This window comes from Kaistia algarum (assembly GCF_026343945.1).
In the GTDB taxonomy this organism is placed as follows: Bacteria; Pseudomonadota; Alphaproteobacteria; order Rhizobiales; family Kaistiaceae; genus Kaistia; species Kaistia algarum.
This window is the reverse complement of the sequence record NZ_JAPKNJ010000003.1, coordinates 331957-347189: the sequence shown is the minus strand read 5'-3', so window position 1 is coordinate 347189 and position 15233 is coordinate 331957. Positions and strand designations below refer to the sequence as shown.

Annotated in this window: 17 protein-coding genes and 1 pseudogene; 10 read left to right on the top strand and 8 right to left on the bottom strand. The window is 63.6% G+C overall.

What is annotated here, in order from left to right; genetic code table 11:
• Positions 1-172 precede the first annotated feature (172 nt).
• Entirely contained in the window at positions 173-1117 is a 945-nt protein-coding gene (locus tag OSH05_RS19980; RefSeq protein ID WP_104218213.1) for a nucleoside hydrolase, read from the bottom strand.
• Between the two features lie 355 nt (positions 1118-1472).
• Between OSH05_RS19980 and OSH05_RS19975 the strand changes: the two genes are divergently transcribed.
• The 8 genes from OSH05_RS19975 to OSH05_RS19940 all read left to right on the top strand — a co-directional run bounded on the left by OSH05_RS19975 (position 1473) and on the right by OSH05_RS19940 (position 8683).
• Positions 1473-2591, top strand: a complete 1119-nt coding sequence (locus tag OSH05_RS19975; protein ID WP_104217906.1) for an ABC transporter substrate-binding protein — start codon at positions 1473-1475, stop codon at positions 2589-2591.
• A gap of 93 nt (positions 2592-2684) precedes the next feature.
• Positions 2685-3578, top strand: a complete 894-nt coding sequence (locus tag OSH05_RS19970) for a branched-chain amino acid ABC transporter permease (RefSeq protein ID WP_165801493.1) — start codon at positions 2685-2687, stop codon at positions 3576-3578.
• Positions 3579-3583: 5 nt separating this feature from the next.
• Complete coding sequence (locus OSH05_RS19965; RefSeq protein WP_104217908.1) at positions 3584-4459, top strand: branched-chain amino acid ABC transporter permease; 876 nt, start codon at positions 3584-3586, stop codon at positions 4457-4459.
• Positions 4443-5204 carry an ABC transporter ATP-binding protein gene (locus OSH05_RS19960; protein WP_133163060.1) on the top strand — a complete coding sequence of 254 codons (762 nt, stop codon included), beginning with the start codon at positions 4443-4445 and terminating at the stop codon, positions 5202-5204. The genes OSH05_RS19965 and OSH05_RS19960 overlap by 17 nt, the downstream gene beginning before the upstream one ends.
• Positions 5205-5214: 10 nt before the next feature.
• Positions 5215-5934 carry a branched-chain amino acid ABC transporter ATP-binding protein gene (locus tag OSH05_RS19955; protein ID WP_104217910.1) on the top strand — a complete coding sequence of 240 codons (720 nt, stop codon included), beginning with the start codon at positions 5215-5217 and terminating at the stop codon, positions 5932-5934.
• A gap of 115 nt (positions 5935-6049) precedes the next feature.
• A complete protein-coding gene (locus tag OSH05_RS19950) occupies positions 6050-6946 on the top strand; it encodes a polysaccharide deacetylase family protein (protein WP_104217911.1) in 897 nt (298 codons plus the stop codon).
• Between the two features lie 90 nt (positions 6947-7036).
• The gene (locus tag OSH05_RS19945) at positions 7037-8152 is read left to right on the top strand and encodes a DmpA family aminopeptidase (protein ID WP_104217912.1); all 1116 of its coding nucleotides are present in this window, start codon (positions 7037-7039) and stop codon (positions 8150-8152) included.
• Positions 8153-8185: 33 nt separating this feature from the next.
• On the top strand, positions 8186-8683 hold the full coding sequence (locus OSH05_RS19940; protein WP_104217913.1) for an Lrp/AsnC family transcriptional regulator: 498 nt from the start codon (positions 8186-8188) through the stop codon (positions 8681-8683).
• 77 nt (positions 8684-8760) lie between these two features.
• On the opposite strand, the pseudogene OSH05_RS19935 reads toward OSH05_RS19940, so the two are convergent.
• Together OSH05_RS19935 and OSH05_RS19930 are read right to left on the bottom strand one after the other, a co-directional pair.
• A pseudogene (locus OSH05_RS19935) lies at positions 8761-9237 on the bottom strand (integrase core domain-containing protein); the annotation flags it as partial.
• A gap of 19 nt (positions 9238-9256) precedes the next feature.
• Positions 9257-9655 (bottom strand): VOC family protein, encoded by a 399-nt coding sequence (locus OSH05_RS19930; protein WP_104217914.1) that lies wholly within the window; start codon positions 9653-9655, stop codon positions 9257-9259.
• Positions 9656-9747: 92 nt separating this feature from the next.
• On the opposite strand from OSH05_RS19930, the gene OSH05_RS19925 reads away from it, so the two are divergent.
• On the top strand, positions 9748-10443 hold the full coding sequence (locus tag OSH05_RS19925) for a helix-turn-helix transcriptional regulator (protein ID WP_104217915.1): 696 nt from the start codon (positions 9748-9750) through the stop codon (positions 10441-10443).
• A 185-nt stretch (positions 10444-10628) separates the two neighbouring features.
• On the opposite strand, the gene OSH05_RS19920 is transcribed toward OSH05_RS19925, so the two are convergent.
• The 3 genes from OSH05_RS19920 to OSH05_RS19910 all read right to left on the bottom strand — a co-directional run bounded on the left by OSH05_RS19920 (position 10629) and on the right by OSH05_RS19910 (position 12331).
• Positions 10629-11237 carry a pyridoxamine 5'-phosphate oxidase family protein gene (locus tag OSH05_RS19920; protein ID WP_407660425.1) on the bottom strand — a complete coding sequence of 203 codons (609 nt, stop codon included), beginning with the start codon at positions 11235-11237 and terminating at the stop codon, positions 10629-10631.
• Positions 11238-11252: 15 nt separating this feature from the next.
• Positions 11253-11717, bottom strand: a complete 465-nt coding sequence (locus tag OSH05_RS19915; protein WP_104217917.1) for a nuclear transport factor 2 family protein — start codon at positions 11715-11717, stop codon at positions 11253-11255.
• 62 nt (positions 11718-11779) lie between these two features.
• Positions 11780-12331, bottom strand: a complete 552-nt coding sequence (locus OSH05_RS19910) for a carboxymuconolactone decarboxylase family protein (protein WP_104218215.1) — start codon at positions 12329-12331, stop codon at positions 11780-11782.
• A 122-nt stretch (positions 12332-12453) separates the two neighbouring features.
• Between OSH05_RS19910 and OSH05_RS19905 the strand changes: the two genes are divergently transcribed.
• Positions 12454-13383, top strand: a complete 930-nt coding sequence (locus OSH05_RS19905; protein ID WP_104217918.1) for a LysR family transcriptional regulator — start codon at positions 12454-12456, stop codon at positions 13381-13383.
• A gap of 43 nt (positions 13384-13426) precedes the next feature.
• Here OSH05_RS19905 and yghU read toward each other — a convergent pair whose 3' ends face one another.
• A complete protein-coding gene (gene yghU / locus OSH05_RS19900; RefSeq protein ID WP_104217919.1) occupies positions 13427-14299 on the bottom strand; it encodes a glutathione-dependent disulfide-bond oxidoreductase in 873 nt (290 codons plus the stop codon).
• Positions 14300-14328: 29 nt separating this feature from the next.
• A complete protein-coding gene (locus tag OSH05_RS19895) occupies positions 14329-15033 on the bottom strand; it encodes a glutathione S-transferase family protein (protein ID WP_104217920.1) in 705 nt (234 codons plus the stop codon).
• Between the last annotated feature and the right edge of the window lie 200 nt (positions 15034-15233).

The window sequence follows — 15233 nt, the reverse complement described above, 5'->3', positions numbered from 1 at the left end:
GTCGGCCTTTCGAGCTGGCCGGGCCGGAGCGCTTCGCCGCGCGCCGGGATTCTCGGCTGGACCTCGTCTAGCAGGCGTTCCACCGCACGAGATCGCTCGCGGGATGCCGCCCCGATCCGACGAGGCGCAGGAACACCGGCGGAGATTTCCTCTCCGCCGGAAACCGTCCCCGCTACGGCAGGCGCGACAATCGTTCCAGCAGCAGTTCGTAGAACGGCGGATTGTCGAGATCGCGCAGAACGAGGCAATTCGTCGGCTTCTTGGTGACATTCCACCAATCGACGACGGTCATGCCCATGGTTGTCGGCGACGTGATCTCGATCTCCACATGGCATTCACGGCCCTTGAACAGATCGGGGCGCAGCAGGTAGCCAATCACACAGGGATCGTGCAGCGGATATTCGTCGGTGCCGAATTTCTGGTTGCCGTATTCCTGGTAGAATTCGGCCATGCCGGCCGCCTGGATCGCCGTGTGGGTGCCGACGGCTCGCAGCCGTTTGAGCCAAGCCGGTGTCATCACCGCCTTGTAGGTGCAATCGATCGGCACCATCGTCAGCTTCACGCCGGACGTGAACACGACATGCGCTGCGTGCGGATCGACGAATATGTTGAACTCGGCCGCCGGCGTCGTATTGCCGCCTTCGAAGAAGCCTCCCCCCATCAGCACGACTTCGCGGATGCGTGGCACGATGGCCGGGCACTTCACCATCGCCATGGCAATGTTGGTCATCGGCCCCAGCGGACACAGCGTGATCTCGCCCGGCTCGGCCGCCATGACGGTGTCGATGATGAAGTCGACAGCATGCTGGCCGGCCAGCGGATGTGAGGGCTCAGGCAGGTCGCAGCCATCGAGGCCGCTGTCGCCATGCACATATTCGGCTGTGAACAACGGGCGCACGATGGGACGCTCGCAACCTGGATAGACAGGGATATCCCCCCGCCCAGCAAGCTCGAGGACCATCTGGGCATTCCGCGCGGTGCGCGACAGCGGGACGTTTCCAGCGATAGCCGTTAGGCCGACCACCTCCAGCTCGGACGGGGAGCCCAACGCCAGAAGGATCGCGAACGCGTCGTCCTGCCCCGGATCCGTGTCGATAATGATCTTGCGTGGCGCCATGCTCGAAATCCCGTTGGAGAAGCGATGGCCCAGCTTAGCCATGCCAGTCCGGAGAATCGTCGGTCCGGACTTCCGGCGGCAGGTGTTTCTCCGGTATGCGCCAAGAGGCGTAGGGAGAAATGGCCGCCACATGCCCCGGAACGGCGCATGGATCGGTATCCATCCGGCACGACGCGGATGCTGCGTCGCATCATCTTCGGAAGGCGAGCGTCGCGGCGAAACTCCTTCGGTCAACCTCCGCGCCGGTTGATTGTTTCTCTTCTGCCCCCCGAATAGTTTGGATCACGCTGGGCACTGCAACGACGGCTCACAAAACGAATAATCAAAATCACCTCCAGATCCAGAGAGACGAACGATGAAGATGACAGGGTTGCCATTGGCCTTTTGCAGCGTGCTCGCCGTGCTCGGCCTGCAAGGTCCCGCTCATGCGGCGGATCCGATCCAGGTCGGCGTGATCGCCAACCTGACGGGCCAGGACGTCAAGACAAGCTTGCAGATGAGCCGTGGCGTCGAACTGGCCGCCGATGACATCAACGCCGCCGGCGGCATCAACGGCCGGCCGATCAAGCTGATCGTCGAGGATTCCGAATACCGCGCCCAGGAAGCTATGAACGCGGCCACCAAGCTCTTCAGCGTCGACAAGGTCGACGCCGCCATCATGTTCGGCGGCAGCAGCCTGATGATCCCGGTGGCGGAACTTGCCAGGGACAAGGGCAAGATCCTGATCAACACCTCGTCGTCCTCACCCAAGCTCGGCAATTATCCCGGCACGCTGTTCAGCATCCTGCCGCTCGACGACATTCTGGCAAAGGAACTCGGCAACCTCATCGCCGAGAGCGGCGCAAAAACCGCTGCCGTCGTCGTCCCCAACAACGCCTTCGGCCTCGGCGTCGCGGAAGCAGCCTCTGCAGCCTTCGAAGCCAAGGGCGGCAAGATCGTCGAGAATATTGCCTATACCGAAGGACAACCCGACTATCGCGCCGACGTGCAAGCCCTCGTCAAGGCCAAGCCGGATGCGATCATCACTGCGGGCTATGGCGATGACTCTCGCACCGTCCTGCGCAACGTACGCGAACTCGGCATCAATGCGACCTGGTTCGCCGCCTATCCCTCAATCCTCGAAATCGACAACAAGGAATGGATGAACGGCCGCCTCCTGGGCGTCGACAATGGCGGCTATTCGCAGGGCGTCGGCAAGGCCGTGCAGGACAAGTATGCCGCCAAATTCGGCGACAAGGACATCCTGGCCCATGTCTATTACGGCTATGATGCCATGATGGTTCTGGCCGAAGCGATGAAGAAGGGTGGCACCGACGCTGCCGCGATCGCCAAGACCATGCCGGAAGTCGTGAAGACCTATAACGGCGCGAGCGGCAAGATCGTCTGGGACGATCGCGGCCAGCGCATCGATCCGCCGATCGACGTCCTGACCTACAAGGATGGCAAGTTCGAGACGACGGCGACCCGCAACTGATCCTGGCCTTCGCTGCAGCCGCCGCCACAAGTCCCCAGGGCCTCGTGACGGCGGCTCGATCCTTGTCCTATTTTAGGAACGGCGCTGTCACCCGTGATCCAGGTTCTTGTCAACTCGATCGTCTACGCCAGCGAGATCGCCATCATCGCGGTCGGTGTATCGCTGTGCTACTCGATCCTTCGCTTCGCCAACTTCGCCCATATCCAGTTCGCGGTCGTTGGCGGCTACCTGACCTATAGCTTCGCCACCATTCCTGGCCTCGCCCTGCCCTTACCGCTGGCGATGCTCGCTAGCGCGGTCATGACCGGCCTCATGGCCATCCTCATCGACATCCTCGTCTTCAGTCGGCTGCGCAACACCTCGGCAGAAGGCAAGATGATCGTTTCCTGGGGCGTAGCTCTGTTCATCCGCTCGATCGTCGCGGCGATCTATGGCGGCTCGGCACGCGTCTTCGACGTCCCCAGCAGCACCATCGTGGTCGGCGATGCCGTGTTCACGACGCTGGACGTCATCATAGCCTGCGCGACCCTGGTGCTGATGGTCGCCCTGCATCTGTTCCTGTATCGCACCCGCATAGGCTCCGGCCTTCGCGCCCTTGCCAGCAACCAGGAGCTTGCCGTCACGCGCGGCATTCCCGGCGACCGGCTGATCCGGCTGATGTGGTTCCTCTCCGGCAGTCTGGCTGCCATCGGCGGATCCCTGATTGCGATTCAGACGCGCCTGCAGCCCAGCATGGATCTCGTCATCATGCTGCCGATCTTCGCCGCAGTGACCATCGGTGGCCTCAGCAACGTCTTCGGGGCGGTGACCGGCGCCTTGATCCTATCACTGGCCCAGAACTTCCTGATCTGGTTCGACTTCGGCACTCTGCTCTTCGGCGACCCCTGGCACATCCCCACGAAATTCCGAGACTATGTCGCGGTCCTCGCGCTCGTCCTTGTGCTGCTGCTGCGCTCGCGCAGTTCTGCGGCAGCGGCCAAGAGGTAACCGCCATGCTTGATTTCGCCGTCTATTCGATCACCATCATCGCGGTCTGGTCGATACTTGCCCTAAGCCTGAACATCCAGTTCGGCATGACCGGTCTGGTCAATTTCGGCCAGATCCTTCCTTTCGCGCTTGGCGCCTACGCCGCCGGCATCGCGGCCTCGCTCGGCTATCCCTGGTGGATCGGCGCCCTCGCCGGGCTGATCGCGGCCCCCCTCATCGCCCTGCTGGTCATCATGCCGGCGCAAAGGCTGGCGCAGGACTATTGGGCGCTGATCACGCTCGGGGCGGCCGAGATATTCCGTCTCACGGTTCTCAATACCCCGGCGTTAACCGGCGGCGCCGACGGCCTCAACGTGCCGCGCATCATCGATCCAATCCTGGCGATGACCATTGCCGTGGCCGTGCTGATCGTCACGTTCCTGCTGGCCCAGCGCATCAGTTCGTCCCCCTATGGCCGCATGCTCAGGGTGGTGCGCGAGGACGAGATCCTGGCCTCGACACTTGGCCGCAGTCCCATCCGCTACCAGGCCTCCGTCTCCGTGATTGCCTGGATGATGGCCGCGGCGGCGGGTGTCACCTACGCTCACATCACCGGCTACGTGGCTCCCTCCAGCTTCACCGTTACCGAGACCTTCATCATCTGGACCGCGGTGATCCTCGGAGGCCCCGGTCGCAACATGGGCGTCATCTTCGGCGCGGCGATCATCCAGCTGCTCGGCGTGTCGTCCCGCTTCATCGCCCAGTGGATCGACCTTCCGCCCGACCTGATCGCCAATCTCCGGCTTGCCTCTTTCGGCCTCGTGCTGGTGCTGATGTTCCTCTATCGGCCGCAGGGCCTCATCCCCGAAGCGAAGCAGGTGCACGATGCTGAGCGCGACTGACATCACCCTCTCCTTCGGTGGTTTCATGGCGCTGCGTGGCGTCACCATCGAGGCGAGACCTGGCACGGTGACCGGCCTGATCGGCCCCAACGGATCCGGCAAGTCAACGCTGCTCAATGTCATCGGCGGCGTCTATGTGCCCGATAGCGGCCAGTTGACCCTTGGCAATCTGCCGCTGCCGATCGGCCGGCCCGACAAGGTCGCCCAAGCCGGCATTGGCCGAACCTTCCAGGTGCCCCGACTCGCCCATCGCCTGACGGTATTCCAGAACATGCTGGCTGGGGAGCGCGACCATTGTGGCGAGCGCATCGCCGACCTGCTCCTCAGGCCCGGCAAGGTCAAGGCGCAGGAAAAGCAGGCAAGCAAACGCGCAACCGCCATGCTCGAAAGACTCGGCCTTGGCCACAAGGCCAACGACTATGCCGGCAGCCTCTCGGGCGGGCAGCAGAAGCTGCTGACCATGGGCATGCTACTGATGTCGGATCCGGCAGCGCTCCTGCTCGACGAACCGGCGGCGGGCGTCAATCCGGTGCTGATCGAACAACAGGTGGCGCTGCTCAAGGCGCTGCGCGACGAAGGACGGATCATCATCCTGATCGAGCATAATATGGAAATGATCGCCAATGTCTGCGACCACGTCTTCGTGCTGGATGGCGGCCAGGTGATCGCCGAAGGCACCCCAGCCGAGATTCGCGGCAACGAAACCGTGATCCGTTCCTATCTCGGCCAACCGGCAAATTCCTAGGAACTGGCGCATGGAAATTCTCTCCCTGAGGAACGTGACTGCCGGCTACGGAACGATCACAGTTCTCAACGACCTTTCGCTGACGTTGCGCGCAGGCGAGATCCTCACCATTCTCGGCGCCAATGGCTGCGGCAAGTCCACCGTCCTGAAGACGGCGATGGGCCTCACCCGCGTTACAAGCGGAGCTCTGGCGCTGGGTGACAAGCCGATCACGGCGGCTCCCCCGCACCTCCGCGCCGCCGCCGGCCTCGGCTATGTTCCGCAGACTCGCAATGTTTTCCAGGACATGAGCGTCACCGACAACCTGCGCATGGGCGGTTACCTGCGGCCGAAGCAGTTCGCGCATGACGTCGAGGAGGTCTTCGCCCTCTTCCCCCGGATCAAGGAGCGGCGACGCGAACGCGCCGGCAATCTCAGCGGAGGAGAACGACGTATGCTCTCGATCGGCTTGACTCTGCTCCTGAAGCCGAAGGTGCTGTTGCTCGACGAGCCGAGCAGCGATCTGGCCCCGGCCACCGTCGACATCGTCTTCAGGGCAATCCAGGACATCCACAAAACGCTGTCGATCCCAGTCCTGCTGGTCGAACAGAACGTCAACAAGGCGCTCGAGATCGCCGATCGGGTCTGCGTCCTCGTGCGCGGCCGCGAGGCGCTGGACGTGCCCGCTGGCGAGATCGACACCCGCCACCTGCATGACCTCTTTATGGATGGCGGCGTGCGGACCAGCTAGAGTTTTCTTCAACGCACGCGGCCGCCCTACGCCGACTTGCCGTCGCGGCGACCGTGTTAGGGTAGAGGCTCGAATTCGCCCGAGCGGCGTTGGCTTTCCTGAGGATAAGACCCCGATGATCCGGAATCCGCCTCCCTGGCCCAACGGGGCGCGTTGTGCGGTCGCATTCAGTTTCGATGTCGACGCCGACAGCGTCGTGCATGCGACGCACAGAGCTGGCGCGATCGATATGCCGCATGCGCTGGCGCATATGCGTTACGATCCCTTCGTCGCCACGCCCCGGCTCGCCGAACTGTTCGCCGCCCACAACGTCCCCCTCACCTGCTTCGTTCCGGGCTGGGTGATGGAGACCTATCCGGCGGCGATTGAAGCGATCCTTCGGCATGGCAACGAGATCGGTCACCACGGCCATTTCCACGAATGGCCGAACCAACAATCGGTCGAGGCAGAGCGCGAAACGCTGCAACGCGGCATCGAGATCATCGAACGCACTACGGGCTGCCGCCCGCGTGGTTATCGCGCTCCCTATTACGGCCTGTCGCCGAAGACCTTCGACCTGCTGATCGAAGCTGGCCTTGCCTATGATTCCTCGCTGTTCGCCGACGATGTCCCGATCGTGCTCGACAATGGCAAGGGACGCCTGCTGGAACTGTCCGTGCCGGCTTCGGTCGACGACTACAACCAGTATGTTTCAAGCCGCGCCTTCGACTATCTGATGAAGATCTCATCGCCGCGTCAGGCGCTGGAGGTCTACAAAGCCGAGTTCGACGCGTTGTGGGAGTTCGGCGGCCTCTGGGTGTCGGTCTGGCATCCCGCCGTCAGCGGGCGTCCGGCCCAGGCTTTGGCGATTCGCGATCTGGTACGGCATATGCAAGCGAAGGGCGACGTCTGGTTCGCGACCCTTAGCGAGATTGCCGATCACATCGGTGGCCTCATCGAGACCGGGGCGTGGCAGCCGCGCACGGAGCATCTGCCGTTTTATGCGGCGCCTGTGCTAGGCGGTCGTCCGTAACACTCGCCCGATAGGGACGCCGCCTGGCGGGCGTATCGTTCCATTGCATTCCATAGCCTTTGGCGCCGTCCTTTCCGCGTGAGTTCGACCATGCCCCTCTCCAGCCACCACACCACGCCAGCCGGCAAGCCGCGTGCCCGGCACTACGCGATCCCCTTCGAAGGACGTCCGGGGCCAAACAACGCCATCACCGACGTGCCGGGCGTGGCCGTTGGCTACACGACCCTGATCGAGGGCGGCGGCCCGCTCGTTGTCGGCGAAGGCCCGATCCGTACCGGCGTCACCGCGATCCTGCCGCGGCCAAGGGCTGACCTCGCGCAGCCGGTTTTCGCTGGACTGTTCAGTGCCAACGGCAATGGCGAGATGACCGGGTCGCACATCATCGAGGAGATCGGCGCGTTCACCTTCCCGATCACCATCACCAACACCCATTCCTGCGGCGTCACCCGCGACGGCACGCTGCGCTGGCTGACGGCGACCGCGCCCGACGCGCTCGACGCCGCGTGGGGCCTGCCGGTCGCGGCCGAGACCTATGACGGATTCCTGAACGACATCAACGGCCATCACGTAACGATGGCGCATGTCGCCGCCGCCATCGACTCCGCCACCACCGGCGCAATCGACGAAGGCAGCGTCGGCGGCGGCACTGGCATGATCGCCTATGAATTCAAGGCTGGCTCTGGCACGGCGTCACGGGAGGTCGACTGGCAAGGCCTGACCTATACGATCGGCAGCTTCGTGCAGGCCAATTTCGGCAAACGCCGCAATCTGATGATTCGTGGCCGGCGGGTCGGGGCCGAACTCGCCGAGCCGCCTATGGTTGAACGCACGCCGCGTCGCGAGAAGGGCTCAATCATCGCCGTGGTGGCAACCGACGCGCCCTTCCTGCCTCATCAATTGAAGCGGCTCGCCCGTCGAATTCCGCTCGGCATAGCCTGGACCGGCGGCCTCGGCTATCACAGCTCCGGAGATATCTTCCTTGCCTTTTCGACGGCAAACGGCGAGGCCGCCGCCTGCGCCAGCGGCGCTGTTGCGCGTGCCGAGTATATTCCCGATTGCGACATCGATCCGTTTTTCGATGCCGTCGTGCACGGTATCGAGGAGGCAATCCTGAATGCGTTGATTGCCAACGATGACATGACCGGGCGCGATGGAAATTTTGTTCCCGCTCTGCCAAAAGGCTGGCTGGAGCGGACCTTTCGCTGAGCAGCGAACCTTCAGCCTGATGAGGAGACGTTGATGTCGGAGGAAAAGCTTGATGCGGTAGATGTCAGGATCCTGACGCTTCTGCAAAGCAACGGCCGTATCAAGAAGGTCGACCTCGCCGCCGCGATCGGACTGTCGCTATCGTCTTGCTGGGACCGCCTGCAAAAGCTCGAAAAAGCCGGCTATGTGCGGGGCTACAACACCGAGATCGACCTGGCGCGGCTCATCAAGACCGAACTCATCGTCACCACGCTCAGCCTGCAATACCACACGAGCGCACATTTCATGCGGTTCGAGCAAGTGGTGAAGAACATTCCAGAGATCATCAACTGCTACGCAGTCGGGGGCGGGATAGACTATGTCCTCCAGATCGTCGCCAGAAGCATCGGTCACTATCAGGAAGTCATAGATGATCTTCTGGCGCGAGAGATTGGCATTTCTGTCTATTTCACCTACGTCGTGACGAAAACTGTCAAGCGTTTTGAGGGCTACCCTCTCGCCGAATTACTAGAGTACCGCTCACCACGATAGCCGCTTCTATGATCAGCATGGGCTCGCGGGCCTCGACTGCTGCTTCGCTGCAGACGGCTTGACCTGCCGCTGGTTTGTCATCCAGCGGCGATTGGAGCCTCGGCGGGTTTTGCGCGGGATTGTGCGGTGGTGATGAGACTGGCGGCGTAGGCCGCCGGTGGAATGTCTTCGAGCGCCGAGTGAAGCCGACGGAGGTTATAGTCGTCAACCCATTCGGCGATCTTGGCTCGGGCATGGTCGAGCCCGAAGAACAGGCTCTCGTTGAGCCGTTCGTCACGCATGCGGCCGTTGAAGCTCTCGCAGACGCCGTTTTGCATCGGCCTGCCCGGCGCGATGAAATGCCAGGTGACGCGGTTCCCCGGCACCCAGGCGAGCATGGCGTTCGAGGTGAATTCGGTGCCGTTGTCGGAAACAATCATGCCGAGCTTGCCACGCTGTTCGATCAGAGCCGCCAAGTCGCGGACCACACGCCTTCCCGCGATCGAGGTGTCGGGTATGGCCGCCAGGCATTCCCGTGTGACTTCATCGACGATGTTCAGGATTAGGACATTGCGCGCCACGTCTCTATTTCGATCACCGGCCGGCGAACCGGCGTCTAGCCTCCTCCGTCGCCGGCATGAACAGCGATACGGCATTGCCTTCCGGATCGCGGAACTGGAACGTTCTATTGCCCCAAGGCATGGTTTTGAGTTCATGCACGAGGGGAACGCGATCTTTGAGGCGGGCGTATTCCACATCGATATCGGCGACCTGAAACTCGCTGAAAATCGTGCGGTTGGCACCCGGCTCGGCGCTGTTTTCCTGCCAGAGTGGAACTGTCTCCACCGAGCCGATCGCAATGACCGCGCCAGGCATGATGAGTTCGGCAAACACCGGCGCCAGCCAATGTGCAGAGACCCCTGTGACCATCTCATAGAAGGCGACCATCTGTTGGACGTCGCCGGCGATGATGCGGATGGATGCGAGTTTCAAAATCAGCTCCTGCGCTAGCGGCACTTTTGCCGCGTATCGCAGAGCTTGTTTCACACCGGTGTTGCCAGCATCATGGCAGCACGAGTCAACATATGCGCAGAGCGGACCGTCTTTTTCAGCTCATTCAGATCCTCCGGCGTAGCAGCCGGCCGCGGACGGCCGCAGCCATCGCGCGGGAACTGGAAGTTTCCAAGCGTACAGTCTATCGCGACATTGCCGATCTGATGGGCCAGCGGGTACCGATCAGCGGTGCGCCCGGCCTTGGCTACGTTCTCCAGCCCGGCTTCGACATGCCACCTCTCATGTTCACGCCGGACGAGATTGAAGCCATCGTTCTCGGCGCCCAATGGGTGGCCTCGCATTCGGACGCGGCCATCGCCAACGCTGCCAGCGATGTCGTCAGCAAAATAGCGGCTGTCATTCCCGATGCCCTTCTACCGTTCATCGCCGAACCGAGCATGGGCATAAGGCCGCCGCAGTCGCTGCCGAGCGAGAGCATAGATGCCGCATCTATTCGCAAAGCAATCCGAGACGGACGAAAACTCCGCCTTGGCTATCGGTCGGAATCCGAAGAGCTGACAGTTCGTATCGTCTGGCCCGTCATTCTGGGGTATTCCGAGACTAGCCGGTTGCTGGTGGCCTGGTGCGAATTGCGGCGGGATTTCCGGCACTTTCGCACCGACCGCATGGTAAGCGCGGAGGTTTCGGACGATGCGATCGGCCTTCGCGACGGCGAGTTGCGCCGGCGCTGGCGGGCGTGGCGTGAGAAACAGCTGAGCGCCCGCTGACACGCCTAACGGCCGGCCCCACATCTCTGCAAGGCCGGTGATCGTCGCCAATCCTCCGGGACCCACAATCGTGGCCAACTGCGGGCTTTCGACCCCATTCCAGCTTTCGCGACCGTCGCGCTTCGATCAAGCAAGAGCGGCAGGAGCAGTGACTAAGGTCCGACAGAGCCGCTCAAGCTCGATCGTCACGCGCGCCGCAGGCGCTCGAGCTCCCCCTCCAGTTCAGCGATCCGCTGGTCGCGTGCGGCGAGGGCGGCCGAGACATCGGCCGCCTCGAAGCGCTGGGGAATGTGCTGTGGGCAGTTGATGTCGAGCGCCGCGACGTCGAACAGCAGTGCCCGTTCCGGCCGCGCCTTGTAGTGCTCTGGCATCAGGCGCCTGAGCAGTGGCTCGTCGCCCTCGACCATCCGAGCCGTGCCCCAGATCTTGACACGGCGGCGGTGGGTATAGTCGATCAGGAACAGGAAGGCCTTCGGATTGTCGGCGAGATTGCCGAGCGTGATATATTGCCGGTTCCCTGCGAAATCGGCAAAGCCGAGCGTCTTCGAGTCGAGAACCTTGAGAAAGCCCGGCGGTCCGCCTCGATGCTGGATATAGGGCTGACCCTCCGCACTGGCCGTTCCGAGGAAAACGCTTGTCTGCGCTCCGATGAAGGCGGCCATCCCCGGATCGATGTGGTCGGGCCAGCCGCCGGCCTCCTCCTGTCGCGCATAGGCGCGGCGGGAACCCTTCTGCTGCTGGATCGCCTTCACCGTCGGGCTGAAGGCCACATCGCTCGGCGTGGCTTGGGACATGATCATGACGCCTCCCTAGAGTCCCTGTTCCGACAGACCGGGATGCTCGGATGGGCGGGGGCCGAGCGGCCAATGAAACCGACGTTCGGCGTCGGCGATCGGGTGATCGTTGATGCTGGCAATCCGCCGCCGCATCAGCCCGGCCGAGTCAAACTCCCAGTTCTCGTTGCCATAGCTGCGAAACCACTGGCCGCCGGCGTCGTGCCATTCATAAGCGAAGCGCACGGCGATGCGGTCGGCTGCAAAGGTCCAGAGCTCCTTGACGAGGCGATAGTCCAGCTCCGTCGACCATTTTCGCGCGAGGAACGCGGTGATGGCCGCGCGGCCGGCGAGAAATTCCGTGCGGTTTCGCCAGAGACTGTCCGGCGTGTAGGCGAGCGCGACCGCGGCCGGGTCTCGACCGTTCCAGGCGTTCTCCGCCATGCGGACCTTTTCGGCAGCGGAGTCGGACGTAAACGGCGGCAAGGGCGGGCGGGTCATGGCTCTCTCTCATCCTTGGTCGGCACACAAGCCGCCGGCGCGAGGCCGGCGGCCACTCCGGCTCAGGCGGCCTTCAGCGCAGTGACGGCGGGGAAGTCGATCACGGTCCTAGCGACCTCGTTGACGTAATTGGTCCAGGTGTTGAGCGCGACATGCTGGACGATCTCGATGATCTCGGCGTCGCCATAGCCGGCCGCCCGGAGCGCAGCGAGATCGGCGTCGTCGACATGGCCGCGCTCCAAAACGAGCCTTGCCGCAAAGCGCACGGCGGCATCTGCCTGAGCGTCGGTCGAATGGCCGGCGCGGTTGGCGGCGATCTCAACTTCGTCGAGCTTGGCGACCGTGCTGCCGATATAGGTGTGGGCCGACACGCAATAGGCGCAGCCATTGAGCTCTGCGACGGCGAGGGCGATCCGCTCGCGGGTCGCGGCGGCCAGCACGCCCTTGTCGAGCGCCGCCGAGAGGGCGAGATAGCCTTCGAGCGCGGCCGGACTGTTTGCGACGACGCGGAAGAGGTTCGGCACGACGCCGATCTTCTTCTTCACGGCCTCAAGCAGCGGCCGCGAGGCCTCCGGTGCGGCGTCGATGCTGGCGGGGGTCGGGATACGGGACATCGGGAACACCTTGGATTGAAGCGGGCCGAAGGTGGCGCCGCGGCTCCTGACGTAGCAATGCTCCATTATTCGGAATAGACTGCCATTTCGAGAATGACTATCCCGATTCATGGAACAAACGGATGGATCGCTTCGATCAGATGAGCGTGCTTGTCGCCGTGGTTGATGGAGGCAGCTTTTCGGCCGCGGGCCGCGCGCTCGGCATGCCGCTCGCCACCGTGAGCCGCAAGGTTGCCGATCTCGAAGCGAATCTCGGAACGCGGTTGCTGTCGCGGACTACCCGGCAGCTGGCGCTGACGGAGGCGGGGCGCACCTATGTCGCGGCATGCCGGCAGATTCTCGAGCGCGTCGAGGAGGCCGAGCGGGTGGCGGCCGGCGAATATGCGGTTCCCCGCGGCGAACTCGTCATCTCCGCGCCGATCGTGTTCGGCCGGCTGCATGTGCTGCCGGTCGTCTCGGCGTTCCTGGCCGCCTATCCGGAGATCCGCATCCGTCTGGCCCTCTCGGACCGGGTGGTCGATCTGGTAGACGATCATGTGGACATCGCGCTGCGCATCGGCGCCCTCGGCGACAGTCGCCTTGTCGCGCGGACCGTCGGCATCATTCGGCCTGTCCTCTGCGCCAGCCCGGCCTATCTCGGGCGAAGCGGCCGCCCCGCCGATCCCGATGATCTCGCGGGCCATGCCGTTGTCGCGTTCGAGGGCGCTCTCTCGTCCACCGCCTGGTCGTTTGGCGAACCGCCGAACCAGCGCCGCGTCACCGTTGCCCCGCGCCTTGTCGTCAACACGGCCGAGGCAGCGATCGATGCCGCGATTGCCGGGGTCGGGATCACGCGCGTGCTGTCATACCAGGTCGAGGCGGCGCTGCGATCGGGGGCGCTGGAATGCGTCCTCGAAGCCTTTGCGCCAGCCGCCTGGCCGGTCAGTCTGGTCCATGCCGGGCAAGGGCTCGCGCCGCGCAAGCTCGGCGCATTCATGGATTTCGCCGCGCCTCGCCTCAAGGCGCGCCTCGTCGAAGCGGCCCGCGCGGGGAAGCCGATCGACCAGACGTGAGCGTCGATCGCCCCCCGAATGGGTGAATGAATATGGCCCGAACTCAGCTCTTGGCGAGCTTGTCCGCCGTCTTCGTCTCGAAGTCGCCGGCGTCGTGGCGCTCGTGCAATTGTTCCGAGAGCTCGCCGTAGGTGCGGTTGACCATGCGGCCCCGCTTCACGGCCGGACGGTCGAAGAGCGCATCCGCCCAGCGCAGCACGTTCTTGTAGTCCTGCACCGAAAGGAACTCGCCGGCGCCGTACTGCCAGCCCTTGGCGAGCCCGCCATACCAGGGGAGAACGGCGATATCGGCGATGGTATAGGCGTCGCCGGCCAGGAACTCGCTCTCCGCTAAGCGACGGTCGAGGACGTCGAGCTGGCGCTTCACCTCCATGGCGAAGCGGTTGATCGCATATTCGATCTTGACCGGCGCATAAGCGTAGAAGTGACCGAACCCGCCGCCGAGATAGGGCGCGCTGCCCATCTGCCAGAATAGCCAGGACAGGCATTCGGCGCGCGCCGGCTGCTCCGTCGGCAGGAACGCGCCAAACTTTTCCGCGAGATAGACGAGGATCGATCCCGACTCGAACACGCGGATCGGCTCGGACCCGGAACGGTCCATCAACGCGGGGATCTTGGAATTGGGGTTGACCGCGACGAAGCCGCTGCCGAACTGGTCGCCCTTGCCGATATTGATCAGCCACGCGTCATATTCGGCTCCCGCATGGCCGAGCGCCAGCAACTCCTCGAGCAGGATCGTCACCTTCTGGCCGTTCGGCGTGGCGAGCGAATAGAGCTGCAGCGGATGGCGCCCTATGGGCAGCCCCTTGTCGTGAGTCGGGCCGGCAATCGGCCGGTTGATGTTCGCGAAGGCGCCGCCGCTGGGCTGGTTCCAGGTCCAGACCTTCGGCGGCGTGTATTCGGTCGAATCCGCCATTTGTGTCTCCGTTGTTGGGTGGTGCCCGCTCAGATGGCGGGCGGATAGTTCGACGGGAAGAGCGCGCGTCTCGTTTCCTCGTCATTGGTTCGCTTGAACGCGTGATCTTTCCCCACCAGCCGGGCGCGGGAAGCTGCCGGCCGTGCATCGACGGTCTCGAAAAGACGTTTGAGGTTGGGATACAGCGCGAGCGGATTGTCCTCGCCCTTGCGGACGCGCGATGCCCGATCGAGCCAGCCCCAGGCCGACATGTCGGCGATGGTGTAGTCGTCTCCAACGATGAAGTCGCGGCCTTCGAGATGATCGTCGAGGACCTCGTAGTGCCGCTCAGCCTCGCGCCGATAGCGGTTCACCGCATAGTCCAACCCCTCCGGCGCGGCAAACTGGAAGTGCACCGCCTGGCCTGAGAACGGTCCGAGGCCGGAGGCGATGAACAGCAGCCAGGACAGCAGCTCGGGACGATCAGCGGGAGCGCCCAGGAAGCGGCCGCTCTTCTCGGCGAGGTAGAGGAGGATCGCCGTCGAATCGAAAACGCGCACCTCGCGGCCTTCGGGTCCGTCCGTATCGACGATCGCCGGGACCTTGCCGTTCGGATTGATCGCCCGGAACGACGGTGAGTGCTGCTCGCCGCGGCTCGTGTCGATCGGGATGGTTTCGTATTGAAGTCCGGTCTCCTCCAGCAGCAGCGCGACTTTGGCCGGATTGGGCGTCGGATGATAGTAGAAGCGGATCATGAATGGTCTCGCTGTCGAGCGCTGCCTTGTGCAGGCAATGCCGGCCGGGGGACGAAGCCGCGAAGCTTCCGTTCCTTCGTAGCATGAGCAGCCGCTCGGCCCAGCAGGATCGGAGGCGATGCCGCCAGATGCCGCATCCTCGACGCTGCGCCGGATTGGTCAGGTCCCGGCGGATAGCGCCGGCGCTGCCCGCCTAAGGA

Bases quoted from the DNA above. Each gene is read 5' to 3' on its own strand.
- OSH05_RS19980 (WP_104218213.1), bottom strand. From the start codon at position 1,117: ATGGCGCCACGCAAGATCATTATCGACACGGATCCGGGGCAGGACGAC.
- OSH05_RS19975 (WP_104217906.1), top strand. From the start codon at position 1,473: ATGAAGATGACAGGGTTGCCATTGGCCTTTTGCAGCGTGCTCGCCGTG.
- OSH05_RS19965 (WP_104217908.1), top strand. From the start codon at position 3,584: ATGCTTGATTTCGCCGTCTATTCGATCACCATCATCGCGGTCTGGTCG.
- OSH05_RS19960 (WP_133163060.1), top strand. From the start codon at position 4,443: ATGCTGAGCGCGACTGACATCACCCTCTCCTTCGGTGGTTTCATGGCG.
- OSH05_RS19955 (WP_104217910.1), top strand. From the start codon at position 5,215: ATGGAAATTCTCTCCCTGAGGAACGTGACTGCCGGCTACGGAACGATC.
- OSH05_RS19950 (WP_104217911.1), top strand. From the start codon at position 6,050: ATGATCCGGAATCCGCCTCCCTGGCCCAACGGGGCGCGTTGTGCGGTC.
- OSH05_RS19945 (WP_104217912.1), top strand. From the start codon at position 7,037: ATGCCCCTCTCCAGCCACCACACCACGCCAGCCGGCAAGCCGCGTGCC.
- OSH05_RS19940 (WP_104217913.1), top strand. From the start codon at position 8,186: ATGTCGGAGGAAAAGCTTGATGCGGTAGATGTCAGGATCCTGACGCTT.
- OSH05_RS19925 (WP_104217915.1), top strand. From the start codon at position 9,748: ATGCGCAGAGCGGACCGTCTTTTTCAGCTCATTCAGATCCTCCGGCGT.
- OSH05_RS19920 (WP_407660425.1), bottom strand. From the start codon at position 11,237: ATGTCCCAAGCCACGCCGAGCGATGTGGCCTTCAGCCCGACGGTGAAG.
- OSH05_RS19915 (WP_104217917.1), bottom strand. From the start codon at position 11,717: ATGACCCGCCCGCCCTTGCCGCCGTTTACGTCCGACTCCGCTGCCGAA.
- OSH05_RS19910 (WP_104218215.1), bottom strand. From the start codon at position 12,331: ATGTCCCGTATCCCGACCCCCGCCAGCATCGACGCCGCACCGGAGGCC.
- OSH05_RS19905 (WP_104217918.1), top strand. From the start codon at position 12,454: ATGGATCGCTTCGATCAGATGAGCGTGCTTGTCGCCGTGGTTGATGGA.
- yghU (WP_104217919.1), bottom strand. From the start codon at position 14,299: ATGGCGGATTCGACCGAATACACGCCGCCGAAGGTCTGGACCTGGAAC.
- OSH05_RS19895 (WP_104217920.1), bottom strand. From the start codon at position 15,033: ATGATCCGCTTCTACTATCATCCGACGCCCAATCCGGCCAAAGTCGCG.